Origin of the sequence: Pyruvatibacter sp. HU-CL02332 (assembly GCF_040362765.1) — a bacterium.
GTDB lineage: Bacteria > Pseudomonadota > Alphaproteobacteria > CGMCC-115125 > CGMCC-115125 > Pyruvatibacter.
In genome coordinates, this window is the sequence record NZ_BAABWK010000001.1 from 1514279 (window position 1) to 1530062 (window position 15784).

General features: G+C 58.3%; 16 protein-coding genes and 1 tRNA gene. 13 read left to right on the top strand and 4 right to left on the bottom strand.

Going from position 1 to position 15784, the window contains the following annotated elements; translation table 11 throughout:
• Positions 1–23 precede the first annotated feature (23 nt).
• From ABXH05_RS07150 to ABXH05_RS07170, 5 genes are all read left to right on the top strand, one after another.
• Complete coding sequence (locus ABXH05_RS07150; protein WP_353560413.1) at positions 24–824, top strand: dioxygenase family protein; 801 nt, start codon at positions 24–26, stop codon at positions 822–824.
• A gap of 560 nt (positions 825–1384) precedes the next feature.
• Positions 1385–1582 carry a hypothetical protein gene (locus tag ABXH05_RS07155; RefSeq protein WP_353560414.1) on the top strand — a complete coding sequence of 66 codons (198 nt, stop codon included), beginning with the start codon at positions 1385–1387 and terminating at the stop codon, positions 1580–1582.
• On the top strand, positions 1569–2201 hold the full coding sequence (locus ABXH05_RS07160) for a TetR/AcrR family transcriptional regulator (RefSeq protein WP_353560415.1): 633 nt from the start codon (positions 1569–1571) through the stop codon (positions 2199–2201). The genes ABXH05_RS07155 and ABXH05_RS07160 overlap by 14 nt, the downstream gene beginning before the upstream one ends.
• Complete coding sequence (locus ABXH05_RS07165) at positions 2198–4105, top strand: primary-amine oxidase (RefSeq protein WP_353560416.1); 1908 nt, start codon at positions 2198–2200, stop codon at positions 4103–4105. Before ABXH05_RS07160 ends, ABXH05_RS07165 begins: the two co-directional genes overlap by 4 nt.
• 14 nt (positions 4106–4119) lie before the next feature.
• Positions 4120–5280 (top strand): serine hydrolase domain-containing protein, encoded by a 1161-nt coding sequence (locus ABXH05_RS07170; protein ID WP_353560417.1) that lies wholly within the window; start codon positions 4120–4122, stop codon positions 5278–5280.
• Positions 5281–5813: 533 nt separating this feature from the next.
• Here the strand turns inward: ABXH05_RS07170 and ABXH05_RS07175 are convergent.
• Positions 5814–6710, bottom strand: coding sequence for an SDR family oxidoreductase (locus ABXH05_RS07175; RefSeq protein ID WP_353560418.1), 897 nt, complete (start codon positions 6708–6710; stop codon positions 5814–5816).
• A 94-nt stretch (positions 6711–6804) separates the two neighbouring features.
• Complete coding sequence (locus tag ABXH05_RS07180) at positions 6805–8151, bottom strand: carotenoid oxygenase family protein (RefSeq protein WP_353560419.1); 1347 nt, start codon at positions 8149–8151, stop codon at positions 6805–6807.
• 296 nt (positions 8152–8447) lie between these two features.
• Between ABXH05_RS07180 and ABXH05_RS07185 the strand changes: the two genes are divergently transcribed.
• Positions 8448–9023, top strand: coding sequence for a TetR/AcrR family transcriptional regulator (locus tag ABXH05_RS07185; RefSeq protein ID WP_353560420.1), 576 nt, complete (start codon positions 8448–8450; stop codon positions 9021–9023).
• Between the two features lie 198 nt (positions 9024–9221).
• On the opposite strand, the gene ABXH05_RS07190 is transcribed toward ABXH05_RS07185, so the two are convergent.
• A tRNA-Gly gene (locus ABXH05_RS07190) sits at positions 9222–9296 on the bottom strand.
• A gap of 381 nt (positions 9297–9677) precedes the next feature.
• Between ABXH05_RS07190 and trxA the strand changes: the two genes are divergently transcribed.
• From trxA to ABXH05_RS07220, 6 genes are all read left to right on the top strand, one after another.
• A complete protein-coding gene (gene trxA, locus ABXH05_RS07195) occupies positions 9678–10616 on the top strand; it encodes a thioredoxin (RefSeq protein WP_353560421.1) in 939 nt (312 codons plus the stop codon).
• 40 nt (positions 10617–10656) lie between these two features.
• Positions 10657–11328, top strand: a complete 672-nt coding sequence (locus ABXH05_RS07200) for an LON peptidase substrate-binding domain-containing protein (RefSeq protein WP_353560422.1) — start codon at positions 10657–10659, stop codon at positions 11326–11328.
• 38 nt (positions 11329–11366) lie between these two features.
• Positions 11367–11627 carry a Trm112 family protein gene (locus ABXH05_RS07205; protein ID WP_353560423.1) on the top strand — a complete coding sequence of 87 codons (261 nt, stop codon included), beginning with the start codon at positions 11367–11369 and terminating at the stop codon, positions 11625–11627.
• Between the two features lie 10 nt (positions 11628–11637).
• Complete coding sequence (locus ABXH05_RS07210; protein WP_353560424.1) at positions 11638–12018, top strand: gamma-butyrobetaine hydroxylase family protein; 381 nt, start codon at positions 11638–11640, stop codon at positions 12016–12018.
• Positions 12019–12059: 41 nt separating this feature from the next.
• Positions 12060–12509, top strand: coding sequence for an HIT domain-containing protein (locus ABXH05_RS07215; protein WP_353560425.1), 450 nt, complete (start codon positions 12060–12062; stop codon positions 12507–12509).
• A gap of 75 nt (positions 12510–12584) precedes the next feature.
• Positions 12585–12956, top strand: a complete 372-nt coding sequence (locus ABXH05_RS07220) for a hypothetical protein (protein ID WP_353560426.1) — start codon at positions 12585–12587, stop codon at positions 12954–12956.
• On the opposite strand, the gene ABXH05_RS07225 is transcribed toward ABXH05_RS07220, so the two are convergent.
• Positions 12953–14209: an FAD-dependent monooxygenase gene (locus ABXH05_RS07225; RefSeq protein WP_353560427.1), complete on the bottom strand. Its 1257-nt coding sequence runs from the start codon at positions 14207–14209 to the stop codon at positions 12953–12955. The genes ABXH05_RS07220 and ABXH05_RS07225 overlap by 4 nt on opposite strands.
• A gap of 109 nt (positions 14210–14318) precedes the next feature.
• Between ABXH05_RS07225 and ABXH05_RS07230 the strand changes: the two genes are divergently transcribed.
• The gene (locus ABXH05_RS07230; RefSeq protein WP_353560428.1) at positions 14319–15677 is read left to right on the top strand and encodes an amidase; all 1359 of its coding nucleotides are present in this window, start codon (positions 14319–14321) and stop codon (positions 15675–15677) included.
• The last annotated feature ends 107 nt before the right edge of the window (positions 15678–15784 follow it).

Consider the following 15784-nt stretch of genomic DNA (forward strand, 5'->3'; position numbering starts at 1 on the left):
AGCAGTTTTGGAGCGGACCAAAGATGACCAGATTGCCTGCCATGTTCTTGTCACACGGGGGCGGCCCATGGCCCTACCTGACGGGCCCGCTTCGCGATGAGTTCAATCTTCTCGAAGCGTCCTTGAAAGCCCTTCTGCCCAATCTTCCTGTCCAGCCAAAAGCAATTCTGGTGGTCACAGCACACTGGGAAACACACAGCTTCATGCTCTCGTCGAGCAGAAAACCCCCGATGATTTACGACTATGGGGGATTTCCAGAGCACACCTACCACGTCACCTACAATGCTCCAGGCAGCCCGGAGCTTGCAGAACGCGCTTGCAAGCTCATCACAACAGCCGGCATGGATTGTGGGCTGGATAGGGAACGCGGTTTTGATCACGGCACCTTCAGCTTGATGGAGATAGTGCGACCGCAGGCGGATATTCCCGTTGTCCAACTCTCCATCCGACAAGACTTTGATCCACAGGCACATATCGCGGCAGGACGCGCCCTTGCTCCGCTGAGAGACGAGGGCATTCTCATCGTTGGTAGCGGCCTCAGCTACCACAATTTACAGAAGTTCGGTCCAGACGGTGCAGATGCCTCGCGGGATTTCGACCTTTGGCTGAAACAGACCCTGATGACGATGTCAGGCGCACAACGCAACAAGCAAATATGCCAATGGGAAGCCGCGCCAGCTGCACGGCTGGCTCACCCGAGCGAGGACCACCTGCTTCCATTGTTTGTCGCCCTGGGATCCGCCGAAGCTGACCCTTGCGCAATAAACTACAGCCAGTCGGACTTCATGGGACACCTGACTGTCTCAAGCTTCCGCTTCGGATAAGCACCCGGGGCAGTGCGGCATCTGTTTCGCAAGAAACACATCAATGCCTGTCACAATGTATGGAAAATTGGAGCGGGCGATGAGATTCGAACTCACGCCCCCAACCTTGGCAAGGTTTGCATGGCGGTGTTCGGGAATTCGAGTAGATTTGACGTGGGCTCCGGAGACTTCACCAAATCTGAGCGCTAACGACAGAGAGCACGGTTCGACAAATGCTCGGAACACCAGGATTTGGACGGGTAACCTTGGTGTAACCCGATTACAGACGGCTCTCGGCAGAGGGCCGCATTGGACGCACCCGTCACAATACGGCACCCAGCGTCATCCAGCGCCTCCTTCAGCACATCGAAATCCACTTCAGCGGTGAAACGCGGAATCTTCATTTGTGATTCTTCTCCCAAGCGCCTGAAGCACGATCAATACGGAACTCCAGAGATTTTGATTGTCGTGACAAGTGTCATGTTTTAGTGTCGAACGATGTTGCGCTGTGGCAGACACACGGCGAGACCCCGAGAGGGGCACGCGCGAGTCCTCGATTTGCGGACACGGGGAGAAAAGGAATGACCATGGAGGCCATCGTTCAAACAGACGGCACCTATGCCGGTCAGCAGAAGTTCCCACCCACGATCAGTGTGGACGGAAACGCTACCGCGCAAGTGTGGACCACAGCAGCGTGTGAAGCCGTCAAAGACCTTAAGACGGGGATTTGGTCTGGCGAAACGCTGGCGTGGATCACGGGTCGCCATGCAAGACTTTAAAGAAATTGAACGCACACCAAACACCAAGGGAGCGCGCAGCCGCGAGCATGTGCTCGAGGCCGCTCTGCGCGTAATTGGTACGTCAGGCACGGAAGCTGTCACCTATAGGTGCGTTGCAGATGAAGCGGGACTGACGCGCGGTGCCGTCGCCCATCACTTTCCCTCGCGGGAGCAGATCATCCTGCAGGCGTTTCGCCACTACATCGAGACCGTAGACGCCAGTCTTTCCGAGATTTCTGCGCGGCTGGACGATGACAGCATCGACGGCGTCATCGAGCTTTTGGTGCGGTACCACCAGCGCGAGTTTCGCGATCCCGCGCGCGTACTCGCAGAGTACGAACTCATCCTGTTTGCCGCACGGAACGAAGCGGTCGGCCGCGAAGTCCGAAGCTGGGAGCACGCCCTGATCGACCGGCTCGAGTCCCGGCTCAACCGCGCCGGTACAGATCAACCGCACCAGTCTGCGCAGCTATTGCTTGCGGTGTTTCGTGCATTCGAACTCGACAGTCTGACAGGCCGTGACAACAACCCCGAAGAGCTGCGGGCCCGCTTGCAGGCGCTGTTTCCGGCAAAGGTACGCAAACCCAGAACGACGACATCCAATGGAGCAAAGATATGACCGTGACGACTGCGGCAGAGCGCCACCCACTTGACCCCTGCACGGCCGACGAATTGTCAAAGGCCGTATCAATTCTGCGCAAAGAGGTCGAGCTCAGCCAGCGAAGCTTCTTCTCCTGCGGCATGCTGGTCGAACCCGAGAAGCAGACAGTCCTTGGGTTTTCTCCCGGCTCATCGATCGACCGGCGGGTCCGACTCATAGGTCATGACCGCGAAAAGGGTCAGAGTTTCGAAGCAATCGTCGCGCCCGAAGAAGACAAGCTCGTGGAGTGCCATTGGATCGAAAACGGTCAGGCCCCCTTGAATATGGAAGACGTCCTGGCCGTATACGCTGCCCTTGCGGAGCATCCCGACTGGCTGGCCGCGCTGGAGAAACGCGGGATCACCGACACATCACTGGTACACATTGAGCCGTGGCTATCCGGGATCCGCCCGCCGGAAATGCCGGAAGGCCGCGTACTGCGCGCACTGGCGTTCCTGCACACGCACCCCGACGACAATTACTACGCACGGCCGGTAGGTGGACTCATCGCGCTGATTGACACCGACAGCGGTAACGTCATCGTGCAGGACCACGGTGTGACCCCCATTCCCGAGTCACCTGCGGATTACGCAGCCAGCTTTGTTGAGACGCAGCGAGAGGACATAAAACCTCTCGAGATCACTCAGCCCGACGGCCCGAGCTTTGAAGTACAGGGCCAGGTCATTAAGTGGCAGAAATGGCAGATGCGCATCTCAGTGCACCCGATCGAGGGACTGATCCTCCACGATGTACGCTACGACGATGACGGCAAGGACAGGTCCATACTGTACCGGGCTTCGCTGTCCGAAATGGTCGTGCCGTATGGAGACTCGGACCCGATCCAGTATTGGAAGCATGCCTTTGACGCCGGCGAAACAGCACTCGGTCAACAGGGCAACTCACTGAAGCTTGGATGTGATTGCCTCGGGGAGATTCATTATTTCGATGCGGTTATGCTGGGCACGGATGGTAGTCCGTATACGGTCGAAAATGCCGTGTGCCTGCACGAAGAAGACTATGGGATCCTGTGGAAGCACACGAACCTGTTCCGCCCCGATCTGCCACCAGAAGTCCGCCGGTCGCGCCGGCTGGTGATTTCCATGATCCACACGATCGGCAACTATGAGTATGGCTTCTTCTGGTACTTCTACCAGGACGGCACCATCCAGTTGGAAGTCAAGCTGACCGGGATCATCGGCGTGTCAGTGGCGGAGAATGGTGAAGGGACGTCTACGTCGCCCCTCGTGGCGCCTGGCATCACATCACCCATTCATCAGCACCTGTTCTGTTTCCGTCTGGACTTCAACCTGGACGGCCTCGACAATACTGTGGTCGAAGCAAACGTCGTACCTATGGCCAACGATCCGCACCCCTATGGCGCCGGTTTCGAAGCAACACGGCAGGTGCTGACCCACGAGGCCGACGCCAAGCGGCGCATTGATCCCGCAGCCAGCCGCAACTGGCGGATCGAGAATCCGAATGTGACAAACCAGCTCGGCAAACCCGTCGCCTACAAGCTGTTGCCGCAGGCGTCGCCGACTTTCTTTGCAGGAGATGACACAGTGGCAGGCAAGCGCGGTGGGTTTGCGCGCCATAATCTCTGGGTCACACCTTACGACGAGGCTGAACACTACGCGGGCGCAGGCCCGTTCACGAACCTCCACACCGGCGGTGTGGGGCTTCCGGACTATACAAAGGACAACCGTGCGATCGAGAACACCGATGTCGTGGTCTGGCATACCTTCGGCGTGACCCACGTGCCACGGCCGGAGGACTGGCCGATCATGCCGGTGGAATACGCTGGCTTCATGCTGGTGCCGTCGGGCTTTTTCGACCGCAATCCCGCACTTGACGTACCGCCATCAAAAAAGTGCTCAGGCTAGGGGGCAGCTTTCGGATGCGATCGTTTTCACGCGACAACTGGCTCACGCCGCAACATAACCGGACAAGCTTTCAGCACCTGCAATCGCTCTTTCCAACGGCGCGATTGAAACGAGGAACTGAACCCCCATCGCCCCTGCCGTCAGACCACGTGGAAGTTGGACACTTCCGGTTCGGGTGGCCCAACGGCGATGAGCACACGATTAGTCAGTTCCTCGAGGACACGTACACGGATGCGTTCCTGATACTGAGGGACGGTGTCCTGATCCACGAACACTATGAAAATGGGATGCAGCCTGACAGCCTGCACCTGCTCAACTCGATATCGAAGACGTTCCTCGGGATGCTTGCAGGCGTGTTTGTGGCCGATGACACAATTGCCTTGGACGAGCGCGTCGCGACCTATGTTCCACAGCTCACAGGAACAGCCCTCGACCAGGCGACGCTGCGTCAGGCACTCGACATGACAGCGGGCGTCACCTTCGGTGAAGACTATGCAGTCGCAACCGATGACTTCTGGGTCGAAACGGCTGTTATCGGCTGGCGCCCGGACCTGGCAGACCGCGCGGCCACAACTTCCCTGAAAGACTACGCAAGCGATAAAAAATCAGCCGGGCACGCCGATGGAGAAGCGTTCCACTATCGCACCCTTCTCACAAACATCGTTGCCATGGCTATCGAAGGTGCAACGCACACGCCCGTTCAGGACCTCATGGCGCAGCACCTTTGGCAGCGGCTGAAACCGGAATACGACGCAAATGTCGTTGTTGATGGAGCAGGGTTCCCCTACTTCGGTGCCGGGATGAGCGCCAGCGCCCGTGACCTGGTGCGTTTCGGGCAGATGCTCCTGAATAACGGGCAGGTTGATGGCGAACAGGTGATTCCCGAAAGCTGGGTTCGATCAACGCGGGCCGGCAGCGACGAACGGCGGGCGCATTTCGCAGTGACCGATTACGCGCCTGTCCTGCCGAACTGGCATTACCAGAACCAGACCTGGGCATGTCAGGCCGACGACGCCCTTTTGTGTATCGGCATTTTCGGACAGACAGTCTATGTGCACCAGCCTTCAGGGATCGTCATCGTAAAACTGTCCACGCACCCCGAACCTGCAAATGACCGCCTTTATGCCCACACCTTCATGGCAATGCGGGCATTGGCAGAAGGGCTTGCAACCTGATTTGGCGCAACGCCTCCAAGGCCCATCCAATGAAGACGGCGTTCACAGCTGACAAGGAAAATTGGAGCGGGCGATGAGATTCGAACTCACGCCTCCAACCTTGGCAAGGTTTGCATTGCGGTGTTCGGTCATTGCAACGAGTTGAAGCAGGCTTTTGAGGAGTGCCGGACTAGCGTCCCATTGGATACGACGCTTCACCTCTAGGTTGCCCGGGACTCTGCAGTGCACACCATGTAACCGCCCGGTAACCAACGCCCTATTTCACACAAGAGCAACGCCGGCTCAAAAGGTCGAACGGAACAGTGTCCCAACAGGCAGTTGAGTTGGCCCTATCGGCTTTCCTTGCGACGAACTCAAGTCGTCACTCAACAGATGGGCGCTTGGGCCGGGATAATCAGTGTTTGACGTAATCGCAAATGGATTTGCTCACGTAGGGTGCCTATCACCGGGCTCTTCGGCCAAAACTCCGCTGAAAATCCGCTTCCTGAGTTTACGCGGCGATCCGAGAAACATCGAAACCGCACACAGCATCACTATTCTTCTAAGCCTAGAGATTGAATGACTTGCTCGTTGAATCGAGACGACCCTGTCAGATTTTGTCCACCATCAACTCGAATGCTGGTGCCGGTGATGAAATCTGCCAGTGGCGTAGCCAAAAATGCCGAGAGATTTGCGATCTCGCTGGCCTGCCCTAAGCGCCTCATGGGTACGGTCGAAACCCAAAAGTCTTCCGCTTCGCCGCCGCTCAACACTTCCATGCCGCGCGTGTTTGAAATCGGACCGGGCACGATACAGTTCACGCCTATTGAGTTCTCCCCCCATTCCAATGCGAGCGTCTGCATCAGCATTTCAATTCCAGCTTTTGCTGCTCCGACATGTGACTGGCCATAGTAGGGAGCAAACGCCTGCCCGGCGGAAATGAACAAGGCGCTCCCTTTCGTGGCCTTGAGTTGCTCAAAGGCACCCTTCGCCGCATGAAAAGTTCCTAGCAAGTCGATTTCAACAACCGTTTTGAACGCGTTTGAACTCATGGACTCAGCGGATGCAACGAAGTTTCCTGCAGCGGCACAAACCAGATAATTGACCGGGCCGTTAACCCGTCCACACGTTTCAAGCGCCTCGCAAACAGCGTCTGCGTCGCGAATATCGACAGCAAAAGTCGCGATCTTCCCCCCGTATACCAATAACGCGTCTTCGGCGTGCTTAAGTTTGTCGGCCCTCCGACCGCATATGCCCACATTGGCACCCAACGCCGCTAAGGTGTGAGCTATGCTCAATCCGATGCCACTCCCTCCACCGGTAATGAAGGCGCTGGAGCCATTCAGGCAACCTGGTGTCATGTACTCATACAGCGATGGATCGATAGAAGAATTCTGAGTCATATGATTGGTTTCGTTGGGTTGGGAGGATTGGCCGAGTGGATGCTTCATCAGGTCCGCGGGTCTCTTGATCGCTGGCGATGTGCTGAGTCGTCAGTTCAGGCCTGCGCGCTGCAATTTGGACGCTGGGCCGAAGTCCGTATCCCTACAGCGTTGCTTCGGGAATCCAGCTTCCATGAAACGTGACAGGAACGCGCTGCGGGAGGATGATCTCTCCAACCGGACCGTCACTAACTTTTGTTGCATCAAACACGGAGGCCTTTGATGCGCCTGTTTGCGCGTGGACCCCAAATGTCAAAATCCAACCGTCGCCTTCGTCGGCCGTTTCGCTCGCTGGCACGAACACGCCTTCACTTGCGACGACGCGTTCTTCAAAGCCATAAGAGGAAGCATTTCCGCGTCCATCATGGACAATGAGTCCAGAACCGCCATCGGAATTGAATAGTTCAGTTGTCACAGCGAAGCTTGATGGTTTTCCCCAGTACCGGTCATCAATGCGAGGATATTCTTGAATGCGCTGGTCAATCAGTTGATCTGTCATTTTTCCGGTCTTCATATTGAAGACCCAACGGTGCAGCTGAGGCGGCGCGGTATCGCCGGGACCGGTGCGGTCTTCGTCAAACATTTTCGCAAATTGCACGACATCGCAGATGATCTCGGAAAGACCGCCTGCCTCGTCATAGACCTCCCACGCATTGACGGCGTGAAACACAAAGCACGGCTCTAGATCGAACCAACGAACATCAGGCGTTTTGGCGTTCAGCGGGCGGATACCGACGCGAGTTGGGTAGTCCGGGTCCCACTTGTACGGAGCTTGTTCTCCGGCATCTTGAAGTTCTTGGCGATGCTGAAGCGGCATGTCCCAGATGATCGCGAAGTTTTCCGTCATTGCAAAATCATGGATCCAACTTGATCCCCCGAGCGGGATATCTGTTTTCCAGCCCAGCGATCCATCTGGCTCAATCACAAAATGCGTCGCGATCTTCTCAGCGTTTACATCGAATCCAATTGCATGAAGGCGCCCCGTTGCGGGGTCAGTATGTGGATGAGCTGTAAATCCCTGAGCGATGTCACCGTCAAACGTGTCACGCATGATCGTCTTAAGGCTTGAATCCAGCTGATAAGGAATACAAGCCTCCGTCATGGCGTACAGTTTGCCGGCAAACGGAACAATATGTGTGTTGGACGTGTCCTGGCGATCAACGGGATCGGCGACGGGCGTTTCACCAAGCTTGCGGCTCACGTCTTCTGTGCGAACCCAACGGTTCTTGTATGACGTGGCTTTGCCGTTAGACAGGGTCATGGCGTGAACCATCCCGTCACCAGCGAATAGATTGTGATCTTCCGCATGCGGCGGAATCGGGTTGGGTCCAATGCGCGTTAGCATCCCATTTAGCTCAGGGGGAATTGATCCGATCACTTCGAGATCGAACACCTCGACTTCTTGATCAACTGGCGCGTAAGGGCCGCGCACCCATTTTCCGGTTGTCATTACTGGTCGCCTCCTCAGAAGATAACTAAGTTATCACACCAAGTATGCCAGTTTTGTGGGACTGTCAAGGGACCCGGTTTTCGGTGGCTGTTACCGCCATAAGCCTAAGACACGACCAGAATCAGCCACACCAATTGCTCGTCCTGTCTGCGCGTTAGCGAACAGCAACAACGAAAGAGCAATCAATTGCTTGCATTTCCACCATTCGGCGCGCGACGTCGCCCGGTTATTGAGCCGCCATTTGCGTGATACGAAGAGCGGACAAATACGCTGTCAGAGTCGAGGAAAACGTCACCATGGCAATTGAAACACGCGCAAAAATCTTGAAAGCCGCGAGTGATTTGCTGGTTGAAGAAGGCATAAACGCACTCAATGTGCGGGCGATTTCGAGCAAAGCCGGCATGTCTACGATTGGCATATACCGCAGATTTGGCGATCGTCAGGGCGTGCTAGATGCTCTTTGCCAAGAGGGTTGGGTGCGGCTTCGCGACACCATGAATGCGTGCGATAGCGACGGGTCGCCAAAAGAAGTGATCATGCGTCGCATCGAAGTCTATGTCGACATCGCGAATGACTATCCCGCGCATTATCAGCTGATGTTCGAAGCATCGACACGCGGTTACAAGCCATCTGCCGATACGCGGGCCCTGGCCCGGGAAACATTTCAAGAAGTCTTGGACGGCGTTGCGACGCTTCCAGATCTAACTGTCGACTCAGACCTCCTCGCAATCGAACTACTAGGACTAACACACGGGTTGCTGACCGTAGGCGTGCATCCAAACAAAGGCATCCTGCGCGTAAAAGACTGGAGAAGCGCTATTCTGTCTGCTTGTTCGGCACATATAGAGGCGCGCACAGGACCTGTATCCTAGAATGGCGACTATGGACTTGATCTGAGACCCAACGCTCATCCCGTTGGAGGCGGTTTCCTTTGATCATTGGAATGCGGCAAGTCGGATTGCAGCCAGCCAAGTGCGGCCAAGGCGGCCAAATTAGGTCTCAGCGCAGTGTACGTAGCCGTACAGCGCGACAAGGCCCCGAAAAGCGCGGTATCTAAGATGTCGGAGAATTGGAGCGGGCGATGAGATTCGAACTCACGACCCCAACCTTGGCAAGGTTGTGCTCTACCCCTGAGCTACGCCCGCTCTGACGTGGACCGTGCACAAAGCTGCAAATCGGTCCTGATGGATTGAAAATCCACCCCAAGGGAGCGGTGTTATTGCGCAAGAAGTCCGTGATTGCAAGGGGCTTGTGATCCTTTGGAAAAGCCAAAGGAACCGCCGATTCCCGGCACATCCCCCTGGCCTCCACTTCACTACCTTGCCGTCGGGTCCCCTATCCCGGTAAACCATGGCCCGGACCTGCCCTCAGGCGGGCCTCGCAGGCCGCTTCAGCGCGGCTCACACCATCATGTTAAGGTGGGCAAAAGCCCGGCGTACCCCATATTCAGGGGCAACCGCTACAATCGGGGGCGCAGCATTGGGCCCAAACCGCCGCAGCACCCATTGCCCGGCAGGAGTTTTAAGATGAGTGATATTCACAGCACCCCTGAGGGCGCAGCACCCCTGGGCGCACAAGGCCCGGCAGGCGACCTGATCAAGGACGCCACCACCCAGAGTTTTGCTGTCGACGTGATGGACGCAAGCCAGCAGACCCCCGTCATTGTGGATTTCTGGGCCCCTTGGTGCGGCCCCTGCAAGCAGCTAACGCCGATTCTGGAAAAAGTTGTGCAGCAGGCCCAGGGCGCTGTTCGGCTGGTTAAGATGAATATCGACGAGCACCCCGAGATCGCACAGCAACTCCGCGTGCAGTCGATCCCGGCGGTCTTTGCCTTCAAGAACGGCCAGCCCGTGGACGGCTTTATGGGCGCTCTGCCCGAAAGCCAGATCAAACGCTTTGTTGAGACACTTCTCGGCGGCGAGCTGGCCCCGACACAGGCTGAACAGATGCTGGAAGCAGGCGCCGCCGCCATGGACGCAGGCGACATTGGCGCCGCTGCCCAGGCCTTTGCCGCTGTGCTGCAGGAAGACCGTGAAAACCCCAAGGCCATTGCTGGCTTGGCGCGCTGCTACATTGCCAGCAACGACCTTGACCGCGCGACCGAAGTCCTCGGACTTGCTGAAGGCAAGCTTGCCAACGACCCGGACATCAAGGGCGCTGTTGCAGCCCTTGAGATTGCCCGCTCCGGCCCTGCTGAACCGGAAAACGATCTGTCGCCCCTCCTTGCCAAGCTGGAGGCAGACCCCAAGGACCACGAGACACGCATTGAAGTCGCCATCGCCCTCAATGCCGCCAACGACCGTGACGGTGCAACCGACCATCTGATCGAGAGCATCCGCCTCGACCGGGCCTGGAACGAAGAGGCCGCCCGCACGCAATTGCTGCAGTTCTTTGAGGCATGGGGCCCCATGGACGAGGCAACGCAGGCGGGCCGGCGCAAGCTGTCTTCCGTCCTGTTTTCATAATCGTAACCAGACTATCCGCATACGGACCAAGAAAGGTCGCATGACCGAACGCTACTCCTCTATAAATGATCTGCCGGGCACTCTGCCCATCTTCCCGCTTGCAGGCGCCATGTTGCTGCCCCGCGGCGTGCTGCCGCTCAACATCTTTGAGCCGCGCTATGTGTCCATGGTGGATTCGGCCCTGCGCTCAGGCGACAGGCTCATCGGCATGATCCAGCCACAGACCGTTGGCCCTGCGGATGCGGGCACCAGTCCGGCTATTCACGATGTTGGCTGCGCAGGGCGCATCACAGGCTTCAATGAAACCGATGATGGGCGCATCCTGATGACGCTGACTGGCATCTGCCGGTTCAAGGTCAGCCAGGAGCTGGACGCCATGACAGCGTTTCGGCAGGTGAAGGCGGACTATGCGCCCTTTGCAAATGATCTTGAGGCGGGCAGCGGTGAGCTTGATGTCAGCCGCACGGCGCTGCTGGATGTTGTGCGCCGCTACCTGGACGCCAACAATCTGCAGGCTGACTGGGATGCGATCGAGCAATCCTCAAACGAAGCTCTGGTCAATTCACTGTCGATGATTTCTCCGTTTGGCCCGCAGGAAAAACAGGCCATGCTGGAGGCTGACAGCCTTGAGCAGCGCAACCAGATTTTGATTGCCCTGGCCGAGATGGCACTGGCACAAACACAGACCGACGACGACACAACGCTCCAATAGGAGCTGCCTTTACAGGTACACACCTCGCAGGAACCAACATGACAGACGACACCACCTCTGCTTCTGACAGCACCCCCGCTTCTGACAGCACACTGCACGCAGCTGCCGGTGAAGTTGACCCCAAGCTGCTGGAAATTCTGGTGTGCCCGGTCACCCGTGAAACCCTGTCTTACGACAAGTCGAAGCAGGAACTGGTGAGCAAGGCTGCCCGCCTCGCCTACCCGATCCGCGATGGCATCCCCATCATGCTGCCCGAAGAAGCCCGCGAGCTGAATGATGCCGAAGCCGGCAGCGCTTAGGACATACGCCATGAGCGCGCAGACGCAGACCACACAGAACCGACCCTGGCCGACAGAAATCCGCCTCAAGAAGAGCGAGCGGGTTCTCGAAGTCGATTTTGACGACGGCACCAGCTTTGCAGTCCCCGCAGAACTCCTGCGTGTTGAAAGCCCCTCCGCAGAAGTACAGGGCCATGGCGCTGGGCAGAAAAAGACCGTGCCCGGCAAGCGCATGATTGCCATCAACCAGGTGGAGCCGGTTGGTTCCTACGCGGTGCGTCTCATCTTTGCAGACGGCCATGATTCGGGCCTGTTCACCTGGGACTACCTCTATGAGCTTGGCCGCGATGCCGACGCCAGAATGAGCGCCTATATCAGCGCCCTTGAGGAAAAGGGCTTGAGCCGCGACTAGCTGCGCTCAACACTCGTGTCCAACCAAAATCGGGGGACACCATGCTGGCTCGCTTCAAAATTCCACTCATTGCACTTGCTGCCTTCATCATCGGCACGCTTGACCCTGTCAGTATGGTTTTCTGGAAGGTCGCCGAGTGGCACCTGCCCACCCTCAAGGCTGAGAGCCTTGCCGAGGACAGTCCCTTTCAGGGCATCAGCGAAGACAGATGGGTCGCGCAGACTGACAACGCGTTTGTTGTGAACGACATCAACCCGCAGGGGCCCGTACATCTGCTGGTGATCCCGAAACAACGCTACACGTCAATTCTTGAGGTTCCCCCGGAGATCAGAGCCGAGATGCTGGACCTTGCCGTCCGCATGGCGCGGGAACACGGCGTGGACGAAAGCGGGTTCCGGCTGGTCATCAATACCAACCCCCATGGTGGGCAGACGGTCTACCACACCCACATTCACGTGATTGGCGGACGCCAGATGGGATGGCTGGGCTAGCCTATCCACATTGCCTCGTTGCGCATGCCTGCGGGCATACCCATATGCGGTGACAAGCAAGGGGGCGAACACACAATGGCTTTCATCACGGATAACATCTTCTGGATACTGCTTGTGTCCGGTGTCATCACATCGAGCATGCTGGCGGCCGCCGTCGCGCCCCGTCTGGTGTTTCGGCAATTTTTTGGAACAATCCTCGACGGCCCGCTGGGCAACGCCATCATGCGCAACTGGGGCCTTGTCATCGGCATGTCCGGCCTGCTGCTGATCTATGCCGCCTACGACGAAACAGTCCGTACACCAATCATGCTGTTTTCCATTGTCGGAAAGCTGTTCTTTTCCGTGCAGGTCTTCGCCGCCGGATCAACGCTGAAAGCGGCACGTGGCGGCGCCATCATCGACCTTGTGATCGGCCTCGTGTTCTGCGCCTATTTGATCGGAAACTAGCCGCGCATCAAAGTTGGAAGGTCACCAACGGCACCGGCTGCCTGCCGCATGAACAGTCGGCGCGCCGGGCCAAACTGATTGACCAGCCCAAGACCAAGATCACGCACGACGCGCAACGGTCCGATGTCGTTTGAGAACAGGCGGTTCAGGCCGTCCGTCATCACAGCCAGGGCCGTGCTATCGAAACGCCTCCAGCGCTGATAGCGGTCAAGCACCGTGAGCGCGCCGATGTCGAGGCCGACCTTGCGGGACTCCACCAGCACATCCACCAGCGCCGCCACATCGCGCACACCCAGATTGTATCCCTGACCGGCAAGTGGATGAATGCCATGGGCCGCGTCCCCAACAAGGGCGAGGCGCGGTTTCACATAGTCACGCGCCAGCTGCAAAGAGAGTGGGTAGGACCAGCGCGGCCCCTCTGGCCGACAGTCACCCAGATACGTGCCGAACCTGTCGCGTGCTTCAGCCGCAAAAGCCTCGTCATCCAGCGCCATAAGATCAGCGGCAACGGTTTTGGTTTCCGTCCAGACAAGCGATGAGCGATTGCCCGTCATCGGCAGAACCGCGAAGGGGCCGCCGGGCAAAAAGTACTCCTGCGCCACACCTTCATGGGGCTTGTCGTGCACCATGGTGGTGACGATGCCCGCCTGCTCGTAGCCCCAGCCGATGGTCTTGATACCGGCTTTCTCCCGAACCGGGCTGCCGCGGCCGTCTGCGGCGATACACAGATCAGCCTTGATCGTGCGACCATCCTCCAGCGTCATCAAAGCGTAGCCGGGCTCATAGGCCACGTCCGCCACCTTGGCCGGTGCAATCAACTCAATGCCGTCACACTGGGCCACCGCTTCAAGCAGGGCCGCGCGCAGATGCCGGTTCTCAACAAAATGCCCAAGCGGCGCGTCGCCGGTTTCGTCCGCGATTTCAGCGGCGGCAAAATGCAGGAACATTGGCGACGCGCCTTCGCGCACCTTGCCATCTGTCACCAGAATGTCGTTGATCGGCTGCTCCCGGCCCTGCAGACGGTCTGCGACGCCCAGCGCCTCAAACAGCCGCCATGACGAATAGGCAATGGAGGAGTTGCGCCCGTCATAGGCCGCATCCACCACGGACTTGGGGTCCAGCGCATCCACCACCACCACGCGGAAAGGCGCACCCGCCGCGCCACTGGCCAGCGCCAATGCCGCCGTGAGGCCAACAAGGCCACCACCGGCAATGACGATGTCTGTTTCGTGAGGTGTCTGGTTCTCGCTCATAGCAGAAAGGTGGCTGACCGGCCTTCGTTCAGCAAGCCCCGGATCCACACAGACGCTAAAACGTGTCGAAATGTCCCGCATCCCATGGGGATTGAGCTAGATTTACACCATGACCAGCGAAATACCCCCCTCCGCTCTCGCCCTGGGCCGCGCCATTGCCGACGGCACAAAGGACCCACGCGATCTGGTGGAAGACTACGCAGACCGGATTTCACAAGCAGACCCCGACGCCCGCATCTTCTACCGGCGCACCTTTGATCGCGCGCGCAGCGAAGCCGCCGCATCCTATGAACGCGCCAGAGCAGGCCTGCGCCGCTCACCAGTGGATGGCGTCCCCCTGTCGTGGAAGGACCTCTATGACAGTGCCGGTGACGAGACCCCTGCCGGATCAATGATGCTCGCAGGACGCACGCCTCGACATGACGCGACAGCCCTGGCCCGACTGACGGCCGCCGGCACGGTCTGTCTTGGAAAAACCGCCATGACCGAGCTGGCCTTTTCCGGGCTGGGCATCAACCCAGTGATGGGCACGCCGGCCAATGCCCATGACAGCGACGTTGCGCGTGTGCCCGGTGGGTCCTCCTCCGGCGCAGGTGTCAGTCTGGCGCACGATCTGTGTGCCGCCTCTATTGGCACGGACACCGGCGGTTCTGTGCGCATACCCGCCGCATGGAACGGTGTTGTCGGGTTCAAGCCACGCCACGGCATTATTCCGTCTGACGGTGTGGTGCCCCTGTGTCCGACGCTGGACACCATCGGGCCCCTGACGCGGGACGTGGCCGATGCGGCCTGCCTCTATTCGCTGCTCTCCGGCAGCGCGCCCATCTCGCTGGACGACGAGACCCTGAAGGGACGCACACTTCTTGTCCCCAAGGAAATTGTGTTTGATGACGCTGACCCGGGCGTGGCGCAGACCATAGAGGCCGCTCTTGATGTGCTCGCCACAGCGGGAGCCACAATCCGTCATGAGACCATTGAGCCTCTAACGCAGATGAATGCGCTGACATGGGACAGCGGTATCTCACTCGCAGCAGTAGAAGCCTGGGCCGTATGGGGAGAGACCATCCGCGAACATGGCGACCTCATGTATCCGCCTGTGCGCACCCGTTTTGAAGGGGGCGCCAAACCAAATGCGGGTGATGTTTGGAAGCTGATGAGAGTGCGTGACCAGCTTCGCGCAACGCTTATCGATCAGCTGGCAAGCATTGACGCCATTGCCATGCCCACCATCCCCATCGACCCACCGCCGATCGCTCACCTTGAGGATGGCGGCCCGGCATATGATCGCGCCAACAAGCTCGCATTGCGCAACACGACGCTGGGCAATCAGCTGGACATGTGCGCCATCACCCTGCCCGCAGGCACAAGCACAGCAGGGCTGCCTGTTGGCTTGATGCTGATGGCACCGAAGGGGCGGGACGCCCGGTTGTTACGTCTGGCCAGCGCCGTCGAAAAAGCGCTTTCCTAAAGCCCGTTCCGTTTTGGTGAAGTCGGTCAGGAGTTCAAATGCGTTTCGCTGGGCGAGACGGTGTCAAACATGTCCGTATCTCCGGACTTGATCCGGAGCCTACTCGC